The sequence below is a fragment of the Lentihominibacter hominis genome, assembly GCF_014385065.1.
Lineage (GTDB): Bacteria > Bacillota > Clostridia > Peptostreptococcales > Anaerovoracaceae > Lentihominibacter > Lentihominibacter hominis.
In genome coordinates this window covers 993098-1008558 of the sequence record NZ_JACRTA010000001.1, presented here as the reverse complement: position 1 = coordinate 1008558, position 15461 = coordinate 993098, and the positions used below count along the sequence as shown (strand labels likewise).

The following is a 15461-nucleotide window of genomic DNA, read 5'->3' as shown; positions in this document are numbered from 1 at the left end:
TTTTTTTCGCTCTGTGAATATCATTTCAGATATTCATGCAGTCAGACACATTCTAAGGCTGTTGGGGAAACAGCCGGCACACTTTATTCTAAGAGGTTTTACAAATGAATACTTTTTTAACAACATTCAATGACATTCTAACTGTATGCAATGACTTTCTTTACAGCAAATTTCTGATCATTGTTCTTATCGGAGCAGGTATTTATTTTACTGTCCGTTCCAAGTTTGTTCAGATAAGACTTCTCCCTGAAGCATGCAGAGTAGTTACCGAAAAAAGTCATACTGAAGGAGGAATGTCCTCATTCCAAGCTTTGATGATAGCTACAGCTTCCAGAGTAGGTACCGGAAACATCGCAGGCATCGCTACAGCTATTGTGGCAGGAGGTCCGGGAGCGCTCTTTTGGATGTGGATCATGTGTATTATCGGCGGAGCTTCAGCTTTCGTAGAAAGTACTCTCGCTCAGGTCTATAAGGAAAAAGACGGCTCCATATTCAAAGGCGGTCCCGCTTATTACATTCAGAAAGCACTGGGTCAAAGATGGCTCGGTATCGTATTCGCAATACTGCTTATCCTAACATTCGCATTTGGATTTAACGGGCTTCAGGCATTTAACATATCTTCTGCCTTCGAATATTATGTTGCGAATTTTTCAGAGTCATATGTCCCAATGATAATAGGACTTATCTTAGCCATAGCTTCAGCGCTGCTCTTTTTCGGAGGATCTCACAAAATCAGCGTTGTATCTTCTGTTCTTGTCCCTGTAATGGCCATAATATATATAATAATAAGTATAGTAATCTTTATCGTAAACATAAAAGTACTGCCTTCCGCAATGTCAACAGTTTTCGAAGAAGCATTTGATTTTGAATCTATTTTCGGCGGATTCGCAGGCTCATGTATGGTAATGGGAATAAAGAGAGGCCTGTTTTCCAATGAAGCCGGTATGGGTTCTGCGCCAAATGCGGCTGCGGCTGCTGATGTTTCACATCCTGCCAAGCAAGGCCTTGTACAAGTTCTTTCAGTATTTATAGATACGCTTCTCATATGTTCGGCCACAGCCTTTATCGTATTGCTTACAGGGAAATATGAAGTAGGCGGAGCACTCAACGGCATACCACTCGTTCAGCAGTCTATAGCTACTGTATTTGGAGAATTCGGTATCCATATCGTTACAGTATGCATATGTATGTTTGCTTTCACCTCACTTATCGGAAACTATTTCTATGCTGAAGCTAATATAAAATTCATAAGTGAAAACAAAATCTTTATGTTCATATTCAGAATACTTGCAGTACTGATGGTGTTTGCCGGCGCCCAAGCAGATCTTAGCCTTGCATGGAACATGGCTGATGTTATAATGGGCGGAATGGCTACAGTCAATATATTTTCTATCCTGCTTCTGGGCGGCATTGCTATGAAAGTACTGGCAGATTATCAGCAACAAAAATCCCAAGGGCTCAATCCCAAGTTCCGTGCCGAAAAACTCGGAATAAAGAATACAGATTGCTGGAAATAATCAGTATAGCCAAACATATCAGAAACCATGCAAATGTAAACAAAGGACATATCTGTCCCATCACATTTCCAGGCTGTCCTGAATAATCCCATACATGCCATCTGTACCAGATATTTACTATTATTCCTACGAAAAATTCGAAAACAGTGAAAATACAAGCTCCCACCGCGGCTTTCGCCAAAGTGGGAGTATTTTTACTTTCTCTTAAATAATAGTAGAAGGCCAGAAGGCACGCTCCCCCAGTCAATGCCATAGACCAGTGGGTATATCCTCTGAACAAGTATTCTATTATTGAATATCCTACGGCTCCCGTTAAAAATACTATAAATCCCATACTAATATTATCTATAGATTTTCGGGTTGTAGTCCTGTTATATTTTTGAAAAAATCATTATGCTGCCGCACTGATTTTTATTTTTCTTCGTTAATGACTTTTGTTTCTTCGATTGCATCTTCAGACTGAGGAATGTCCTCCTCCGAAGGGTTCTCATCTTCCGGCGTTTCTGTTTTTTCAAAAGTATCAACACGCTCGCTCTCCTGTATCTCACATTCTGAAATCCCGGATCTCTCTTCGTTTCTGCTCTGAAGCAATCTTATTATCTTACCTGCACTAAAAACCAGTACGCCATATATGAAATAACTTATAGAACCTGTTATAACATATTGTATTGCGTCTACCATCATACTCGAAACAGCTACACCATAACTGGACGCATAATTACTGATGTACAGAATATTGACTACGATCATATAGGCACATATAGCCATAAGAACCGCAGCAATGATATACAGCGTCTTCACAAGACATGATGCCTTGCCTTTAACAAATTTGTTTTTCTTTTCCATTTCAAAAATACCTCACATATAATTATTATTTCACCTTATTATTTATTATATGTGTGTACTTTCTGTGTAGGAAATATTTTCATTATGTGTCGTTTTTTTCTTGTTTCTGAAAATTATCCTGAAGATTATAAAAGCAGCCATGAATACTGCGGCTATTATAAACCCTGCCGTATAAACCGAGCCAAAACCTTTTTCTATCATCAGATACATCATTGTATCTGATGCCGATATGCTTATGACACCTTGTATCAGATAATGCAATCCCCAAAATACAGATGATATCAACGCTGTCACAACAGCACACCACAAAAACCCCAGCTTGCTTGTCCAGCACAAAGCTATGAGACCTGCGCATACTAAAGCAGTAACTAAAAGAGAAACGGCTTTAACCGGACCGCTTAGAAAGCCCATATCACTTAGTATCCCGTCCGCCATCTTTTCCGATGCCTCTCCGTCAAGAGAATCATACCTATCTGCCTGAGAATTGAGCTTCTGTGTCAGATCAGGAGCTTTACGCTGTACAGCCTGTTTCAAAAACTCGCTTTCCATGGCTGAGATATTATACGATCCGGATTTATTGACCTCATCTATTCCCTCAGAAAAGGCCTGCATAAACTCATCGCTGCCTATCTCTTCATATATATTCCCATACAACTCCGCATCAATTACTGCCGTCATATAATCTGAAAGAAAATCTTTTACGGCTTGAGTACGGAAAACCGCATCTAACATATCTCCATATGTTCCTCCCATATTAACAGTTTCTTCACTAAGTGCTTCATCTACAAGCTCTGAAACTATATTGCTTTCCTCCATGGCTTCATATACTGACTCTTTTGATACAGCTCTGTCCACAGAAAATATACCCATTACAAATGATTCTGCCGTAAGAAGCAGCAATATTAATATTACAGAAGAAATTATTTTTACAGCTTTCATTACGATCCCCCTTTATTGCCGATAATATAACTCTCGATATATTATACTCTTTCCCGAAAATTAGTAAAGTAGCAGTCTCATTACTCAGGTTACATATCTCTTCTTAGAATTACCGCTTTACGCTTTGATCTTCATCTGAAGATATCTTTCGTTTTATTTTCCTCCCTGTTTTTACATTTCTCAAATTGACTTTTTTCCATTTTTATGGCTTTATATTAAATGGACAGCATTAATACAAATAACATCAGTATTAGAATTATAATTAAAATTCAGGAGCAAACAATGTTTCACGATATAAAAGCCATCCGGAAAGCCGCTCTGTGTGCTTTTCCCCATACAATACCTATATTCGCCGGATTCTGGTTTCTCGGCCTTACATATGGTATATATATGAATGTATCCGGGTTCAGTTTCTGGTATCCTATGTTCATGAGCATGACAATATTTGCAGGATCGGTTGAATTTGTTACGGTAAATATGTTGTTAGGTGCCTTCAATCCCATACAGGCTCTTGCAATGGCTTTCATGATAAACGCACGCCATCTGTTTTACGGACTTTCTATGCTTGACAAATTCAGGGACACAGGCGCAAAAAAAATATATCTCATATTCGGCATGTGCGATGAAACATTTTCCATCAACTACACAGCTGACATCCCCGATAACGTAGATCGGGGATGGTTTATGTTTTTCGTTACTTTATTCAATCAGTTTTACTGGGTATCCGGTTCCACTCTGGGCGGTATCTTCGGCTCACTGATACACTTTAACACAGAGGGTATCGACTTTGTAATGACAGCCATGTTCACTGTAATTTTTATGGAACAATGGCTAAAAGAAAAGCAGCATGCAAGTGCTTTCATAGGTATCGGCATATCGCTGCTCTGTCTCATATTATTTGGTTCTGATAATTTCATAATTCCTGCTATGCTGGCTATATTAGGCATCCTAACGCTGATACGAAAGCCTCTTGAAAATAAACTTCAAGACTAAAATCCGAAAACGAGGTTCATAAAATGACACTTACACAACAGATGATCACCGTAGGCATGGTAGTTTTAGGTACTATGCTGACACGCTTTATCCCTTTTATAATTTTCCCGGCGGGAAAACCTACTCCAAAATACATACAATATCTGGGCAACGTACTCCCTTCCGCTGTATTCGGACTTCTGATCATATATTGTCTGAAAAACGTCAGTATATTTGCAGGCAGCCACGGAATTCCTGAAATGCTGTCTATCATATTAGTTGTCCTCCTCCACCTTTGGAAACGCCAAATGCTGCTTTCAATCGCAGGGGGAACGATTTTCTATATGATACTTGTACAATTCATATTCTGATATCCTCATAAAATATTAATTGTCTATTTCCCATTTCAGTATATTTCCTGTCGCTGCATCTATCTCAAATTCATATTCATAGCCATTGTACCAAAGCTCTCCTTCATATTCTATCCGGCCATTATCATAATCTCTCTCGATCTCAGTCACATCTGATGATGAGGCTCCCGGCACTTTAGACACGGCAATATCTATAGCCTCATCCATTCCTATATCATCTGCGCTGCTCTGGAGGTAATGCAGATCATCTCCGTCTTTATCATGATGATCTGAATACAGTTTTTTTTCTTCCGAAGAAGCAGAAGACCTGTGTTCCGTATCATGGCTGCAAGCTGTAAACAACAGTAACGACAGGATAACTGCTGCAGAAATCATTATAGATATATTTTTTTTAAACACTTTGATTTCCTCCTTTCGGAAACTCCCCACTCTCCTGATACAAAGGGAGCTTAATTCTGAACCGGCTTCCTTGCCCATATACACTGTCAGCTTCTATTATTCCATTATGAGCCTTCACCATAGCCTCTGCCATAGCAAGTCCCAACCCCGAGCCTTCTTCACGCCTTGCTTCCTCAGTACGATAAAATCTTTGCCATATTTTTGACAAGTCTTCTTCTTTTATTCCTATCCCATCATCTTTCACAGTACAGCATGCCCACGAATCAACCGTTTCCAACTGTATTTCAACATGGCCTCCCGGCTTTCCGTATTTAACAGCATTATCCACAATATTAAGAAGAACCCGAATAAGCATTGCTTCATCCCCCAAAACATATACATTCGGTTCTACCGCACTTTTAATGATTATATCGCATTCCCGAGCTATACTTTCCTGCTGCCATGCCACAGTTTCGCACAAATCGCTTAAATCCACTTTCTCCTTTTCGGCTCTCAGCTTACCGGAATCACTTCTGGCAAGAATCAAAAGCCTGCTCACCAGATTAGCCATTCTTTTTGCTTCACGATTTATAACATTCAAAGCTTTCTCTCTATACCCTTCGTCTTCAAGAGCATAGTCACTCTGAGAAATAATAACTGAAAGGGGAGTCCGCAGCTCATGTGAAACATCTGAAGTAAAACGTTTCTCTTTTTCGAAAGAACTCTGAAGGCTGTCAAACATACTGTTAAATGCCCCCGCCAGCTTATATATCTCATCTTTTGACGCCTCAGATGAGGCCTCTGTTTCGATTCTTCTTGAAAGATCTCCGTCATGGCTTATCTCAGAAGCCGTCTCAAGTATATTCCTAACCGGTCTGAATCCCCGCTTTGTTATGAGATATCCTCCCAGCGCAGCGATTACAACAAGGGCCGGGAGCGCTACCGCTGCAAATCTCAGAATAAAAGAAAATGTCCCTCCTTCAGCAAAATCCTTTACTATGCCTCTGACCCAGACTGCTTTTCCGTTCATCTCAAACCTGCTGTCATAAACATACCATATCTCCCCGTCAGCTTTCAGCTTATGCATATATTTATCTTTCAGCTCGGGAAATTCCGAAATTTCAATGGGTCTGCGCCCTTCCACGAGATCGCCTGTTTCATCATATACACTTATATATACCCCTTCCTCATAAAAGTCCAAATCTTCATCTATTATGAAATTTTCTCCCAATGTACCTATCTCATCTCTGGCATCAGAAACCGAATCCGCCAGTTTTGTACGAGCCAACTCCCCGGCTCTTATATTGCCTGTATATGTGATGACAAGCAGAAATACGCCTGTGATAACCACCAGAAAAACAGTATACCATATAGTTATCTTTACTTTGACTGATATTCTGCTCATCTACTTCACCATATACCCGGCGCCCTTTACTGTTATAATTTTTTTCTGATCAAAACCATCGTCTATTTTTCTTCTCAAATGATATACATATACATCTATAACATTCGAACCGCCGTCATAATCATAATTCCATATATGATTAGACAGCTTGTCCCTGGACAGCACTCTCCCTTCATTCTGCATAAGATATTCTAATATATCAAACTCTTTTGCTGTAAGGGATATCTCTATGCCGTCTCGCTCAACACGTCTTGAAGATGAATCCAGAATCAGATCACCACACGTTATGATACTGCTTGCGCGTTCTCCTCCTCGCCTTATCATGGCTCTCACTCTTGCCATCAGCTCATCAAAGTCAAAGGGCTTCACAAGATAATCATCTGCTCCTGCGTCAAGCCCTGCCACACGGTCCTCCACTGTTCCCAGAGCTGTAAGCAAAAGAACCGGTGTCTTATCTCCTAATCCCCGCATATTCTTAAGCACACCTATTCCCGTCGTTCCGGGAAGCATAATATCCAGTATCACTCCATCATACTCAGCACAACTGAGAAAAGCCAAAGCTTCATCTCCATTAAAACACGAATCCACCTTATAATGTTCATTTGTAAGCTTTCGCACTATTATTTCATTGAGATCTTTCTGATCTTCTACTACCAATATTCTCATAGCCCTCCTCCTATGACACAGATTTTATCAGTTTCAAATTAAAATATCATTAAAAACCTGTTTTTATTTTTATATTATTGATTTTCTCACCTGTAATAGATACACTGAAAGAAAAGAAAACAAGACGGAGGTATTGATATGTTGGAAAAATCGGATTTTAATGAAGCTTCATGGCTACGCTGGTCAGCAGATACTATGGAAGATGCCAGTATACTGATAATGGGCATACCTTTTGACAATGCTGTGAGTCTCAACAAAGGCGCCGCAAAGGCTCCCGATCATCTGCGCCGCCTTTCGGCAGAACTTTCGGATACTACTGATGAATTCAGACCTATAAAGAAAGGGCTTTTATATGATGTAGGAGATCTGAGGGCAGAGCTTGACTGGAAAAAATATTTTGACTCTGTGGAAAAAAATGCCTTTGAGCTGATGCAGAAAGAAAAATTTTGCCTGTTCTTAGGCGGAGATCATTCCGTCACCATCCCTCTTCACAAAGCTTTCGGTACTTATTTCCGGGGAAAAAAGATAGGAATAATACATTTTGACGCCCATTATGACCTCTGCCCTGAATACGACGGCCACCCGTGGTCTCACGCATGTACAGAGGCTCGTGCTCTTGAAAATATCGTTGAAGGGAAAGATCTCACATTCATAGGAGTCCGTGTGGCAGAAGAAACAGAGCTCAGTATTCTCCAAGACAATCCTGATATAATAACTATCAGCGCTGAAGAAGTCTATGATATAGGAGCATCTGACATCGTGTCCAGACTTTCACAGCATTACAAAGATTATGATGCCATATACCTGACTCTGGATATAGATGTTCTGGATCCTGCTTTCGTTCCGGGTACAGGCACTCCTGTTTGTGGAGGTCTCAATCCCATAGATCTCATCAAAATCCTGAAAGGCGTTCTCAAAAACCTTCCTGTAAAAGTAATGGATATAGTAGAAGTGGCTCCGCCGCTTGATATAAATGATATAACAAGCTGGGCTGCTCTCAGAATAATACACGAGGTACTGAATCATCACAGTAAGTAATTTATTCATATAATAAAAAAGCTTCCATATACAGAAGCTTTTTTATTTTAACTGCTTTGATATAAAAATATAATGACTCATGCTTGACCTATGACTACAGATTTTCTCTTATGAATGATGCGATATTGTCAAACTCTATTATCGCTCTCTTTACCATGGATTCCTTTGTTGCGAAGGCCACATGAGGAGTAACCACAGTATTGGGAGCTGTAAGAAGGGGATCCTTACCGTCTAAAGGCGGCTCTGTGTCAAACACATCTATAGCTGCCCCTGCTATCTCTCCTTGTTTTAATGCTTCTGACAATGCTCTGCTGTCTACTACAGGTCCTCTGGCGGTATTTACAAGAATCGCGGAAGGCTTCATCATATCCAGTTCCTTCTTTCCTATAAGGCCTTTTGTCTCGGCTGTGAGAGGAACATGAAGGGAAACTATATCAGCGCGGCGCAGCACTTCCTCAAGACTTACGTAAGCTACACCCTTTACCTTGCCGAAAGTCCTGTTATATGCAATTATATCCATTCCAAATGCTCTTGATATTTCTATAACTCTCGTACCTATAGCACCTGTCCCCACTACACCTATGGTTTTTCCTTCAAGTTCATATCCTACAAGACCGTCTTTAGTGCCTCCAAGCCTTGCTGCTTTATCACATGCCGATATATTCCTGTAAACGTCCAAAATCAGACCAAAAGTAAGTTCAGCTACTGCCACGGTAGCATATCCGGCGCAGTTTTTCACTGTTATCCCTTTTTCCATGCAATATTCAAGATCCACGTGATCCAATCCTGTAAAAGCTACTGCCAGCATTTTAAGATTCTCACATTTCTCCAGCACTTCCCTTGGAAAGGGAACATTGCCTATTGCGATAATATCAGCATCTTTTCCTCTTTCTGCCAGTTCCGCAGTGTCCTCAGTACGTGTATCCCAGTATACTATATCCACATCATCGCCTACCGCTTTCCTTGCTATTTTCATGAATTCCTTCTTCTCTACTGCCAAAGGCTCCACAACCGCTATCTTCATATCATATATCCTTTCTGTCATTTACGCGCTTTTTGTTACATCGATTATATTCATTAAACATCCACACGTCAATCATCTTACAAATAGATGAGATAACAAAAAGTCTCTCTTCATTACTAAAAAACGGACTGTATTGATTTTAAATCAATACAGTCCTATCCGCTATATCCAAACTATTTAAGATAATATTTTGCAAACGGCTGAAGCAGCTGTCTCTGATCTCCCAGAGGATCACTTTCTATCTTAAGACCGTCTTTTGTAATTACCATAGTATTTCTGTCATCGATATTATATTTCGTCCATTTAATATCTCCTACGCTGGGATCTCCGGTCTTGGCAAAATTCACCCATGCTTCGCAGATTTGGTCTGCCAGATCCTTGTCTACCGTACCGCTGAATCCTGTCTCATCTTCATTATGGAATACATAAGCAACCTCGGAAGCATGGCAGGCTCCCACAAAATCAAAATTATCGGATGGGATATCAAAATAATACATATATGTATTTCCTCCTGCCTCGGCATGGCATGAGGCAGCTTCTATAGCGCCCATCCTGAAACCTGTCTCATTTCCGAGTTCCGTGTTCTGCCATATTTCATCCAAATCTTTGATCTGCTCTAATTGGAAAAACTTATCAAGATTTTCTTTGTCTCTGTCAGAAGCCACTGCGTAAGCCTCCTCTTTTTTTTCTGCAGCTACAGCCTCCTCGTATACGGCCATGTTTTCTTCTATGCCTTCCTCATCCATCTCAGTCATTTCCACATCGCCCATTTCATTTATCCAGTATCTCCACTCATCCGCATTAGTACCGATCATAAGATCTACATCTTTTCCTACTCCGCTTCTGAGAGTTTCATAAGGATCTTCTTCCACGATGCCTTCCTGACCTCTGTAAGGCATGTTATACAAATCATTAAGAGTTGTTCCCTCACCGTCAAGATCTTCTTCTGTATAGATCCTTATCAGTTCCTCTTCAGGTATTGCCATCAAATCATCCATATTCTTCGCACCTGTTGCTTCCAGAAGCGCTTCTGTCGTTCCCGTAGCATCAAAATCTTCCTGATCAAATGTCAGATTCACACATCCGCTTTCGGCTATGGCTCTGTTAAAAAGACCCTGCGCGTCAGGACTTGCTGTAAGAAGTGATGCAAACGCTCCTCCTGCTGACTCTCCGAATATAGTTACATTTTCTGGATCTCCTCCGAAACTTGTTATGTTCTCCTGTATCCATGTCAGCCCTTGCATAAGATCCAGCATACTGAGATTTTTACTGTCAGGGAAATCTTCACCGCCTTGCACTTTGCTGAAATCGATTTCTCCGAACATGCCGAGTCTATAATTCATACTTACAACTATCACATCTTCATGCTGCTCAACAATGGTAGATCCATTGTAGAGAGGATCTGCCGTCCCTCCCCATGCGAATCCTCCGCCATGTATATAAACCATAACAGGTTTATTTTCGGCGTCCATATCTTTTGTCCATACATTGAGAGTCAGGCAGTCTTCCCCAACACCGGCTTCGTTTTCTCCTGCCGGTTCCGAATGCCACGAATACTGAGTAGCTGTCTTCCCAAACTCCTTTGCCTCAAAAGTTTCATCACTGTCCTCAGGTGCCTGAGGCGCTTTCCATCTCAAATCTCCCGTAGGTGATTTAGCATATGGAATTCCTTTAAAGGCAATGACATCTGTCTCCTTATCAACTTCTCCCACAAAATTCCCGTTTTGACAATCGGCTGTAAGCTTTGCTTCGTCTGTCCCTGCTCCTCCGCATCCGCATAATCCCAGAGCGAAACACGCCGAAAGTAAGATAAACAATAATTTCTTCTTCATGATCTCCTCCTTTTATATCAGGGGTTTTGATTTTCTCGTATCTTACTTTAAAATTCTCAAAAAAAACAGTACCCGAATGGGTACTATTTGATTATATCCTGTTTTTTTCGTCGTTTTTTATGTTCCTGGCGTTTATCAAATGTATCACTTCCGACCTGCTTTTTACATCCAACTTTTCGTAAATATTCCGAATATGTTTTTTTACAGTGTTCACAGATATGAAAAGAGCTTCGGCAATGTCAGGATTAGTATTTCCCATATACACCAGTCCCAGCACTTCGCGTTCTCTGACAGTAAGTTTATGAGCTGCCGCTATAAAATCCAGTTTTTCATCTATATCAGCACTTTCTGCCACATACACATCTTCCCCGAAAAATAACGGGCTGAAATCCTCACGAAAAACGAACACACATGTAGCCAGATTAACAAGAAATAATACAGCTCCGGTGAAATCCGGAGTCTCCACTTCCCACGCTGATACACCATATTTACCAGCAAACAGTCCCATATCTATGATTCCCTGAAGCACACTCCAAAACAGCAGCAAAACAGAACAAACTATAATATAGTTTCTCCTCAGACGGCTGACACTTTCAATGATCCCATATATACTGCAATATATTATTATTAATGCTGTTATTAATATGAAACATGCTTCCGAAACCATCCATATCAGACGTACTTCAGGATTGTCAATATTGTAATACTGCCCCATGAATACAATTGTTATGATAAGTGAAAAGATAATCCTGACCGCCGTTACAGCTGCGCCTGCCTGCACAACACGTTTATGCTTATCTCTGTTTATAATATTTGCCAGAACAAGTATCCAGCAAAAGAACAAAAAATCACACAATAAATAATCCACTATACGAAATGGAGTCGCAAGTTCATAATCCCGAGAAACAACTTCACGGTAATAAAATATAAAATAAAGTAAATCAGTTAGCAACACAACAGAAGCAAATCTTCTGACTGATATATATATCTTATTTTCCCTGTCATTTTTACGTACAAGTATCAGACCGATAAACACCAAGCACACCAATGATATAAGCATTGCTATAATATACAATGCAAAAATAATATTTATATACATCTCACAGCTCCCTACATCTGCATAAAAATCCTATAATAATTATAATGCAAATCGGAAGAATTGTCATTTTTAAAAATCTCTTCTCAACTGCTGCTGCATGTTCACCTGCATCTGATAAATTCTGAAAAGGCTTCCTTCATACTGCATTTAAGAGTAACTCCCAGTTCTGTCAATGACTTGTCCATAGCATCCAGCGTCATCTCCATATCTCTTACATTGGCGTTCTCCCCCATATGTCCTATACGCAGAACTTTACCTGCAAGAATGTCAAAACTTCCCGAAATCATTACATTATATTTATTCTTCATCAGGGATAATATCTGTACATCAGTCAACCCGTCAGGCACACGGATCACTGTAACAGTATTTGAAAATCCATAGTCCAGATAAAGCTCCAAACCTGCCTTTGTGACAGCTTCTCTGGTTGCTGCAGCTATACCGGCATGCCTCTGCACGATATCAGGCTCTGCTGTAATATTATCTATAGCTGCTCTGAATCCGTTGATATCACTGGCAGGCATAGTATAAGGAAACCATTTATCCTGATAATATGTTTTGAATGTCAGTATATTGGCATAAAATGAGGCTATAGGAACATGTCTTTCTTCCATAGCTTTTTCGGCTTTTTGACTCACCCATACCATAGCCAGTCCAGGAGGAGCTGACAATACCTTTTGAGATCCCCCGCAGAGTATGTCTATACAGCTCTCATCTACATTGACATATTCCCCGAACATCCCCGCAACAGAATCCACTACTGACAGTATCCCATACTCATCAAGAAGAGGACATATTCTTGAAATATCATTTATTACCCCGCTGGGAGTATCACAGTGCACTACTGTAGCATATTTAAAATCATTATCCTTTTCAAGAAAACTCTTCAGCTCATCTATATTTACCGGTCTGTGATAATCAGACGAAAACAAGACAGGTTGTCCACCATATATTTTTACAAAATCTGCAAACCCCTTTCCAAAAATACCATTGTCTATTACAAGTACGCGGTCTTTCGGTTCCGTAAGAGAAGCGCAGGCAGCCTCAAGGGCTAATATTCCTTCTCCACCCAATATATAAGCCGTACCTGAAGAATGAACCAAATCCCGGAGCAAATCACAAGTTTCCTTATAAAACTCACAAAACTCCGTATCAACATCGGGATTGGTAGTCTCCAAACTTCTGGCCATGCGAACATTCTCACGGACCTGAGTAGGACCTGCCGTCATTATCTTATACATGCTTGCCTCCTTTAGTATTTCATAGCTATTTTTTTCAGTTTACCTGCAAAAGGTATAACGATTGCTCCTGCCACAGCTACCTGTACGATATTTCCCGGTATAGATCCGAGAGGAGTTATCCAATTTCCGAAAAGAATCACTTCCGCAAAGTAATATCCAATAATTTTTATTGCAAGAGCTGCCGCAACAGCTATAGTATTAGCCACGACGGGACGGATCTTCAGCTTTTCCGAAATAGTTCCCGACACATAGCCCATAAGCCCTGCTATCACAAGAGTAAAAGGCGCCCACGCTGTCCAGCCGGAAATAAGATCAAACAGACCCATTCCTATTCCTCCGGCAATAGCTCCGGTTTTTTTCCCAAACACGAACGCACCAAAAAAAAGCGGTACATTTCCCAAATGTATCAGACCTCCATTGCCTATCATGGGCAGCCTGATATTGATGAACATCGTTGCCACAAGTGTAAGCGCGATAAACAGGCCGTTTATCACCAACATTTTCGTTTTGCTCCGGGCCGAAACAGTATTCACATTAGTATTCATTATTTCCTCTTTTCTGTTATCTGCATACATATTATTTTTTCATCATTTATGATACACGAATACTGATATGTTCAAAATATACAAAATTAATTATTTTTATATATACAATTTTCATTTTATTCCCAAAATAAGATACAAAAATATATCAAAAGGTACATTTTTAAAAACAATCAAAATACAGTTTGATTGTTTTTAAAAACTTATGATATAATTCAAATGTTGTGTAGCAAAAGCGTAAGTCCAAACAAATGGATTTACGCTTTTCTTGTTTTAATTAATATATTGTTTTGTAATATTGGCGTATCAAAAGAGAAAATATACGGCAGAAAAGCGAAAACTTTGATTCCGCCATTTATCATTTCAAGAAAGCGAGGTTTAATTTGATTACAAAAAAAAGCAGCCAAAAAAATCTTACAATTACAATTCTTTCACTATCACTTCTTACTGTCATGGCTGGGGCTGCCGTGGCTCCTGCTCTTGATACTATCAGGATATATTTCAGTGATGCAAATCAGACGCTTACTCAGATGATAATAAGCATTCCGGCCCTTTTCATAGTTATAATGAGTTTCATTTTCCCCAAACTATGCCTTCATTTCAGATCTAAAGGACTGCTTATAACGGGACTGATACTTTATGTTGCCGGCGGCAGTATAGCGGGTATCTTCAGCAATATTTACATTGTACTCTTTTTTCGTTCTCTTGTAGGTATCGGTGTCGGTATCATCATGCCTTTATCCACAGGGTTACTTTCTTTTTATTACACAAAAGACAAACAAGACAAGCTTATGGGATACTCTTCTGCTATGAACCAGTTGGGAGGTGTCATATCTACATTAATCGCAGGCCTTCTGGCGTCAGTAAGCTGGAGACTGAGCTTTCTGGTTTACCTTATAGGACTTATCAGTATCGTTTTCTGTGTATTATTTCTTCCAAATGAACGCATAAGTGAAGACTCAGAAAAAAGAGAATCAGGTATATTCGTCAAATACTACCGATTCATTATAGCAATGTTTCTTCTCATGTTCACATTCTTCATATACCCTACAGAATTCGCAATAGAAACATCTAAAGAAGGGATTATCCCACAGCATTTTATCGCTGCGATCATGGCTGGCATGGATTTTATTGCTTTCTTGGGAGGTCTGTCATTCATACATATAAAAAAATGCGCAGGCCATACCACCAGAATCATCGCCCCTATCCTCTTTATATTGGGATATACCGCACTCTGGACAATAGGAGGATGGACAGGAGCCATTTTAGGATCGTTTTTTATAGGTTTCGCCAATGGACTGGGAATACCTTATATCATTTCAACAGCATCTGTGCAGGCAGGAAAATCAGCAGCAGTAACAGTAATGCCTCTGCTTTCCATGTCTTTATACTTAGCGCAGTTTACAACACCGCTTATAATCTCTCTGATTGCCAGCCTTCTGGGACAGGTGGCCGCAGATCATCTTCCGTATTTCATCGCAATAATATCAGCTATTCTTTTTACCGCATGGTCTTTTGCAATAAAATGTGACAAAAATTAAATTAATGACACAAAATACCTGTGAAACTGAAACATCAGATTCCACAGGTATTT

16 protein-coding genes are annotated in these 15461 nt (G+C 40.0%); 5 read left to right on the top strand and 11 right to left on the bottom strand.

Annotated features, from left to right (window positions below; all coding sequences use genetic code 11):
- Nucleotides 1–104 precede the first annotated feature (104 nt).
- Nucleotides 105–1517, top strand: coding sequence for an alanine/glycine:cation symporter family protein (locus tag H8692_RS04715; RefSeq protein WP_177269753.1), 1413 nt, complete (start codon nt 105–107; stop codon nt 1515–1517).
- Here the strand turns inward: H8692_RS04715 and H8692_RS04710 are convergent.
- The 3 genes from H8692_RS04710 to H8692_RS04700 form a co-directional block, all read right to left on the bottom strand.
- Nucleotides 1459–1851, bottom strand: coding sequence for a putative ABC transporter permease (locus H8692_RS04710; RefSeq protein WP_177269755.1), 393 nt, complete (start codon nt 1849–1851; stop codon nt 1459–1461). The genes H8692_RS04715 and H8692_RS04710 overlap by 59 nt on opposite strands.
- 77 nt (nt 1852–1928) lie before the next feature.
- Complete coding sequence (locus H8692_RS04705) at nt 1929–2363, bottom strand: hypothetical protein (RefSeq protein ID WP_177269757.1); 435 nt, start codon at nt 2361–2363, stop codon at nt 1929–1931.
- A gap of 45 nt (nt 2364–2408) precedes the next feature.
- Complete coding sequence (locus H8692_RS04700; RefSeq protein WP_187525081.1) at nt 2409–3302, bottom strand: hypothetical protein; 894 nt, start codon at nt 3300–3302, stop codon at nt 2409–2411.
- Nucleotides 3303–3584: 282 nt separating this feature from the next.
- Here H8692_RS04700 and H8692_RS04695 point away from each other — a divergent pair, with 282 nt between their 5' ends.
- Entirely contained in the window at nt 3585–4295 is a 711-nt protein-coding gene (locus H8692_RS04695) for an AzlC family ABC transporter permease (protein WP_177269761.1), read from the top strand.
- A 23-nt stretch (nt 4296–4318) separates the two neighbouring features.
- On the top strand, nt 4319–4645 hold the full coding sequence (locus H8692_RS04690; RefSeq protein ID WP_177269763.1) for a branched-chain amino acid transporter permease: 327 nt from the start codon (nt 4319–4321) through the stop codon (nt 4643–4645).
- Between the two features lie 15 nt (nt 4646–4660).
- Here the strand turns inward: H8692_RS04690 and H8692_RS10915 are convergent, their stop codons facing one another.
- The 3 genes from H8692_RS10915 to H8692_RS04675 are packed head-to-tail and all read right to left on the bottom strand — an operon-like array spanning nt 4661 to nt 7094.
- Nucleotides 4661–5044, bottom strand: a complete 384-nt coding sequence (locus H8692_RS10915) for a PepSY domain-containing protein (RefSeq protein WP_207722943.1) — start codon at nt 5042–5044, stop codon at nt 4661–4663.
- Nucleotides 5037–6428 (bottom strand): sensor histidine kinase, encoded by a 1392-nt coding sequence (locus H8692_RS04680; protein WP_177269766.1) that lies wholly within the window; start codon nt 6426–6428, stop codon nt 5037–5039. The genes H8692_RS10915 and H8692_RS04680 overlap by 8 nt, the downstream gene beginning before the upstream one ends.
- Nucleotides 6429–7094, bottom strand: a complete 666-nt coding sequence (locus H8692_RS04675) for a response regulator transcription factor (RefSeq protein WP_187525080.1) — start codon at nt 7092–7094, stop codon at nt 6429–6431.
- A 138-nt stretch (nt 7095–7232) separates the two neighbouring features.
- Here H8692_RS04675 and speB point away from each other — a divergent pair, with 138 nt between their 5' ends.
- Nucleotides 7233–8132, top strand: a complete 900-nt coding sequence (gene speB, locus H8692_RS04670; protein WP_177269770.1) for an agmatinase — start codon at nt 7233–7235, stop codon at nt 8130–8132.
- Between the two features lie 94 nt (nt 8133–8226).
- Here speB and H8692_RS04665 read toward each other — a convergent pair whose 3' ends face one another.
- From H8692_RS04665 to H8692_RS04645, 5 genes are all read right to left on the bottom strand, one after another.
- The gene (locus tag H8692_RS04665; protein WP_187525079.1) at nt 8227–9156 is read right to left on the bottom strand and encodes an NAD(P)-dependent oxidoreductase; all 930 of its coding nucleotides are present in this window, start codon (nt 9154–9156) and stop codon (nt 8227–8229) included.
- A 173-nt stretch (nt 9157–9329) separates the two neighbouring features.
- Complete coding sequence (locus H8692_RS04660; RefSeq protein ID WP_187525078.1) at nt 9330–10988, bottom strand: carboxylesterase/lipase family protein; 1659 nt, start codon at nt 10986–10988, stop codon at nt 9330–9332.
- A 91-nt stretch (nt 10989–11079) separates the two neighbouring features.
- Nucleotides 11080–12087, bottom strand: a complete 1008-nt coding sequence (locus tag H8692_RS10850) for a helix-turn-helix domain-containing protein (protein WP_283242289.1) — start codon at nt 12085–12087, stop codon at nt 11080–11082.
- Nucleotides 12088–12188: 101 nt separating this feature from the next.
- Nucleotides 12189–13325, bottom strand: a complete 1137-nt coding sequence (locus H8692_RS04650) for a pyridoxal-phosphate-dependent aminotransferase family protein (RefSeq protein ID WP_177269776.1) — start codon at nt 13323–13325, stop codon at nt 12189–12191.
- An 11-nt stretch (nt 13326–13336) separates the two neighbouring features.
- Nucleotides 13337–13900: an ECF transporter S component gene (locus H8692_RS04645; protein WP_346727734.1), complete on the bottom strand. Its 564-nt coding sequence runs from the start codon at nt 13898–13900 to the stop codon at nt 13337–13339.
- Between the two features lie 350 nt (nt 13901–14250).
- Between H8692_RS04645 and H8692_RS04640 the strand changes: the two genes are divergently transcribed.
- A complete protein-coding gene (locus H8692_RS04640; protein ID WP_187525077.1) occupies nt 14251–15408 on the top strand; it encodes an MFS transporter in 1158 nt (385 codons plus the stop codon).
- Nucleotides 15409–15461 lie beyond the last annotated feature (53 nt).

Excerpts from the sequence above, each read along its gene's own strand:
- H8692_RS04715 (WP_177269753.1), top strand. The coding sequence starts at position 105 with ATGAATACTTTTTTAACAACATTCAATGACATTCTAACTGTATGCAAT.
- H8692_RS04710 (WP_177269755.1), bottom strand. The coding sequence starts at position 1,851 with ATGGGATTTATAGTATTTTTAACGGGAGCCGTAGGATATTCAATAATA.
- H8692_RS04705 (WP_177269757.1), bottom strand. The coding sequence starts at position 2,363 with ATGGAAAAGAAAAACAAATTTGTTAAAGGCAAGGCATCATGTCTTGTG.
- H8692_RS04700 (WP_187525081.1), bottom strand. The coding sequence starts at position 3,302 with ATGAAAGCTGTAAAAATAATTTCTTCTGTAATATTAATATTGCTGCTT.
- H8692_RS04695 (WP_177269761.1), top strand. The coding sequence starts at position 3,585 with ATGTTTCACGATATAAAAGCCATCCGGAAAGCCGCTCTGTGTGCTTTT.
- H8692_RS04690 (WP_177269763.1), top strand. The coding sequence starts at position 4,319 with ATGACACTTACACAACAGATGATCACCGTAGGCATGGTAGTTTTAGGT.
- H8692_RS04680 (WP_177269766.1), bottom strand. The coding sequence starts at position 6,428 with ATGAGCAGAATATCAGTCAAAGTAAAGATAACTATATGGTATACTGTT.
- H8692_RS04675 (WP_187525080.1), bottom strand. The coding sequence starts at position 7,094 with ATGAGAATATTGGTAGTAGAAGATCAGAAAGATCTCAATGAAATAATA.
- speB (WP_177269770.1), top strand. The coding sequence starts at position 7,233 with ATGTTGGAAAAATCGGATTTTAATGAAGCTTCATGGCTACGCTGGTCA.
- H8692_RS04665 (WP_187525079.1), bottom strand. The coding sequence starts at position 9,156 with ATGAAGATAGCGGTTGTGGAGCCTTTGGCAGTAGAGAAGAAGGAATTC.
- H8692_RS04660 (WP_187525078.1), bottom strand. The coding sequence starts at position 10,988 with ATGAAGAAGAAATTATTGTTTATCTTACTTTCGGCGTGTTTCGCTCTG.
- H8692_RS10850 (WP_283242289.1), bottom strand. The coding sequence starts at position 12,087 with ATGTATATAAATATTATTTTTGCATTGTATATTATAGCAATGCTTATA.
- H8692_RS04650 (WP_177269776.1), bottom strand. The coding sequence starts at position 13,325 with ATGTATAAGATAATGACGGCAGGTCCTACTCAGGTCCGTGAGAATGTT.
- H8692_RS04645 (WP_346727734.1), bottom strand. The coding sequence starts at position 13,900 with ATGTATGCAGATAACAGAAAAGAGGAAATAATGAATACTAATGTGAAT.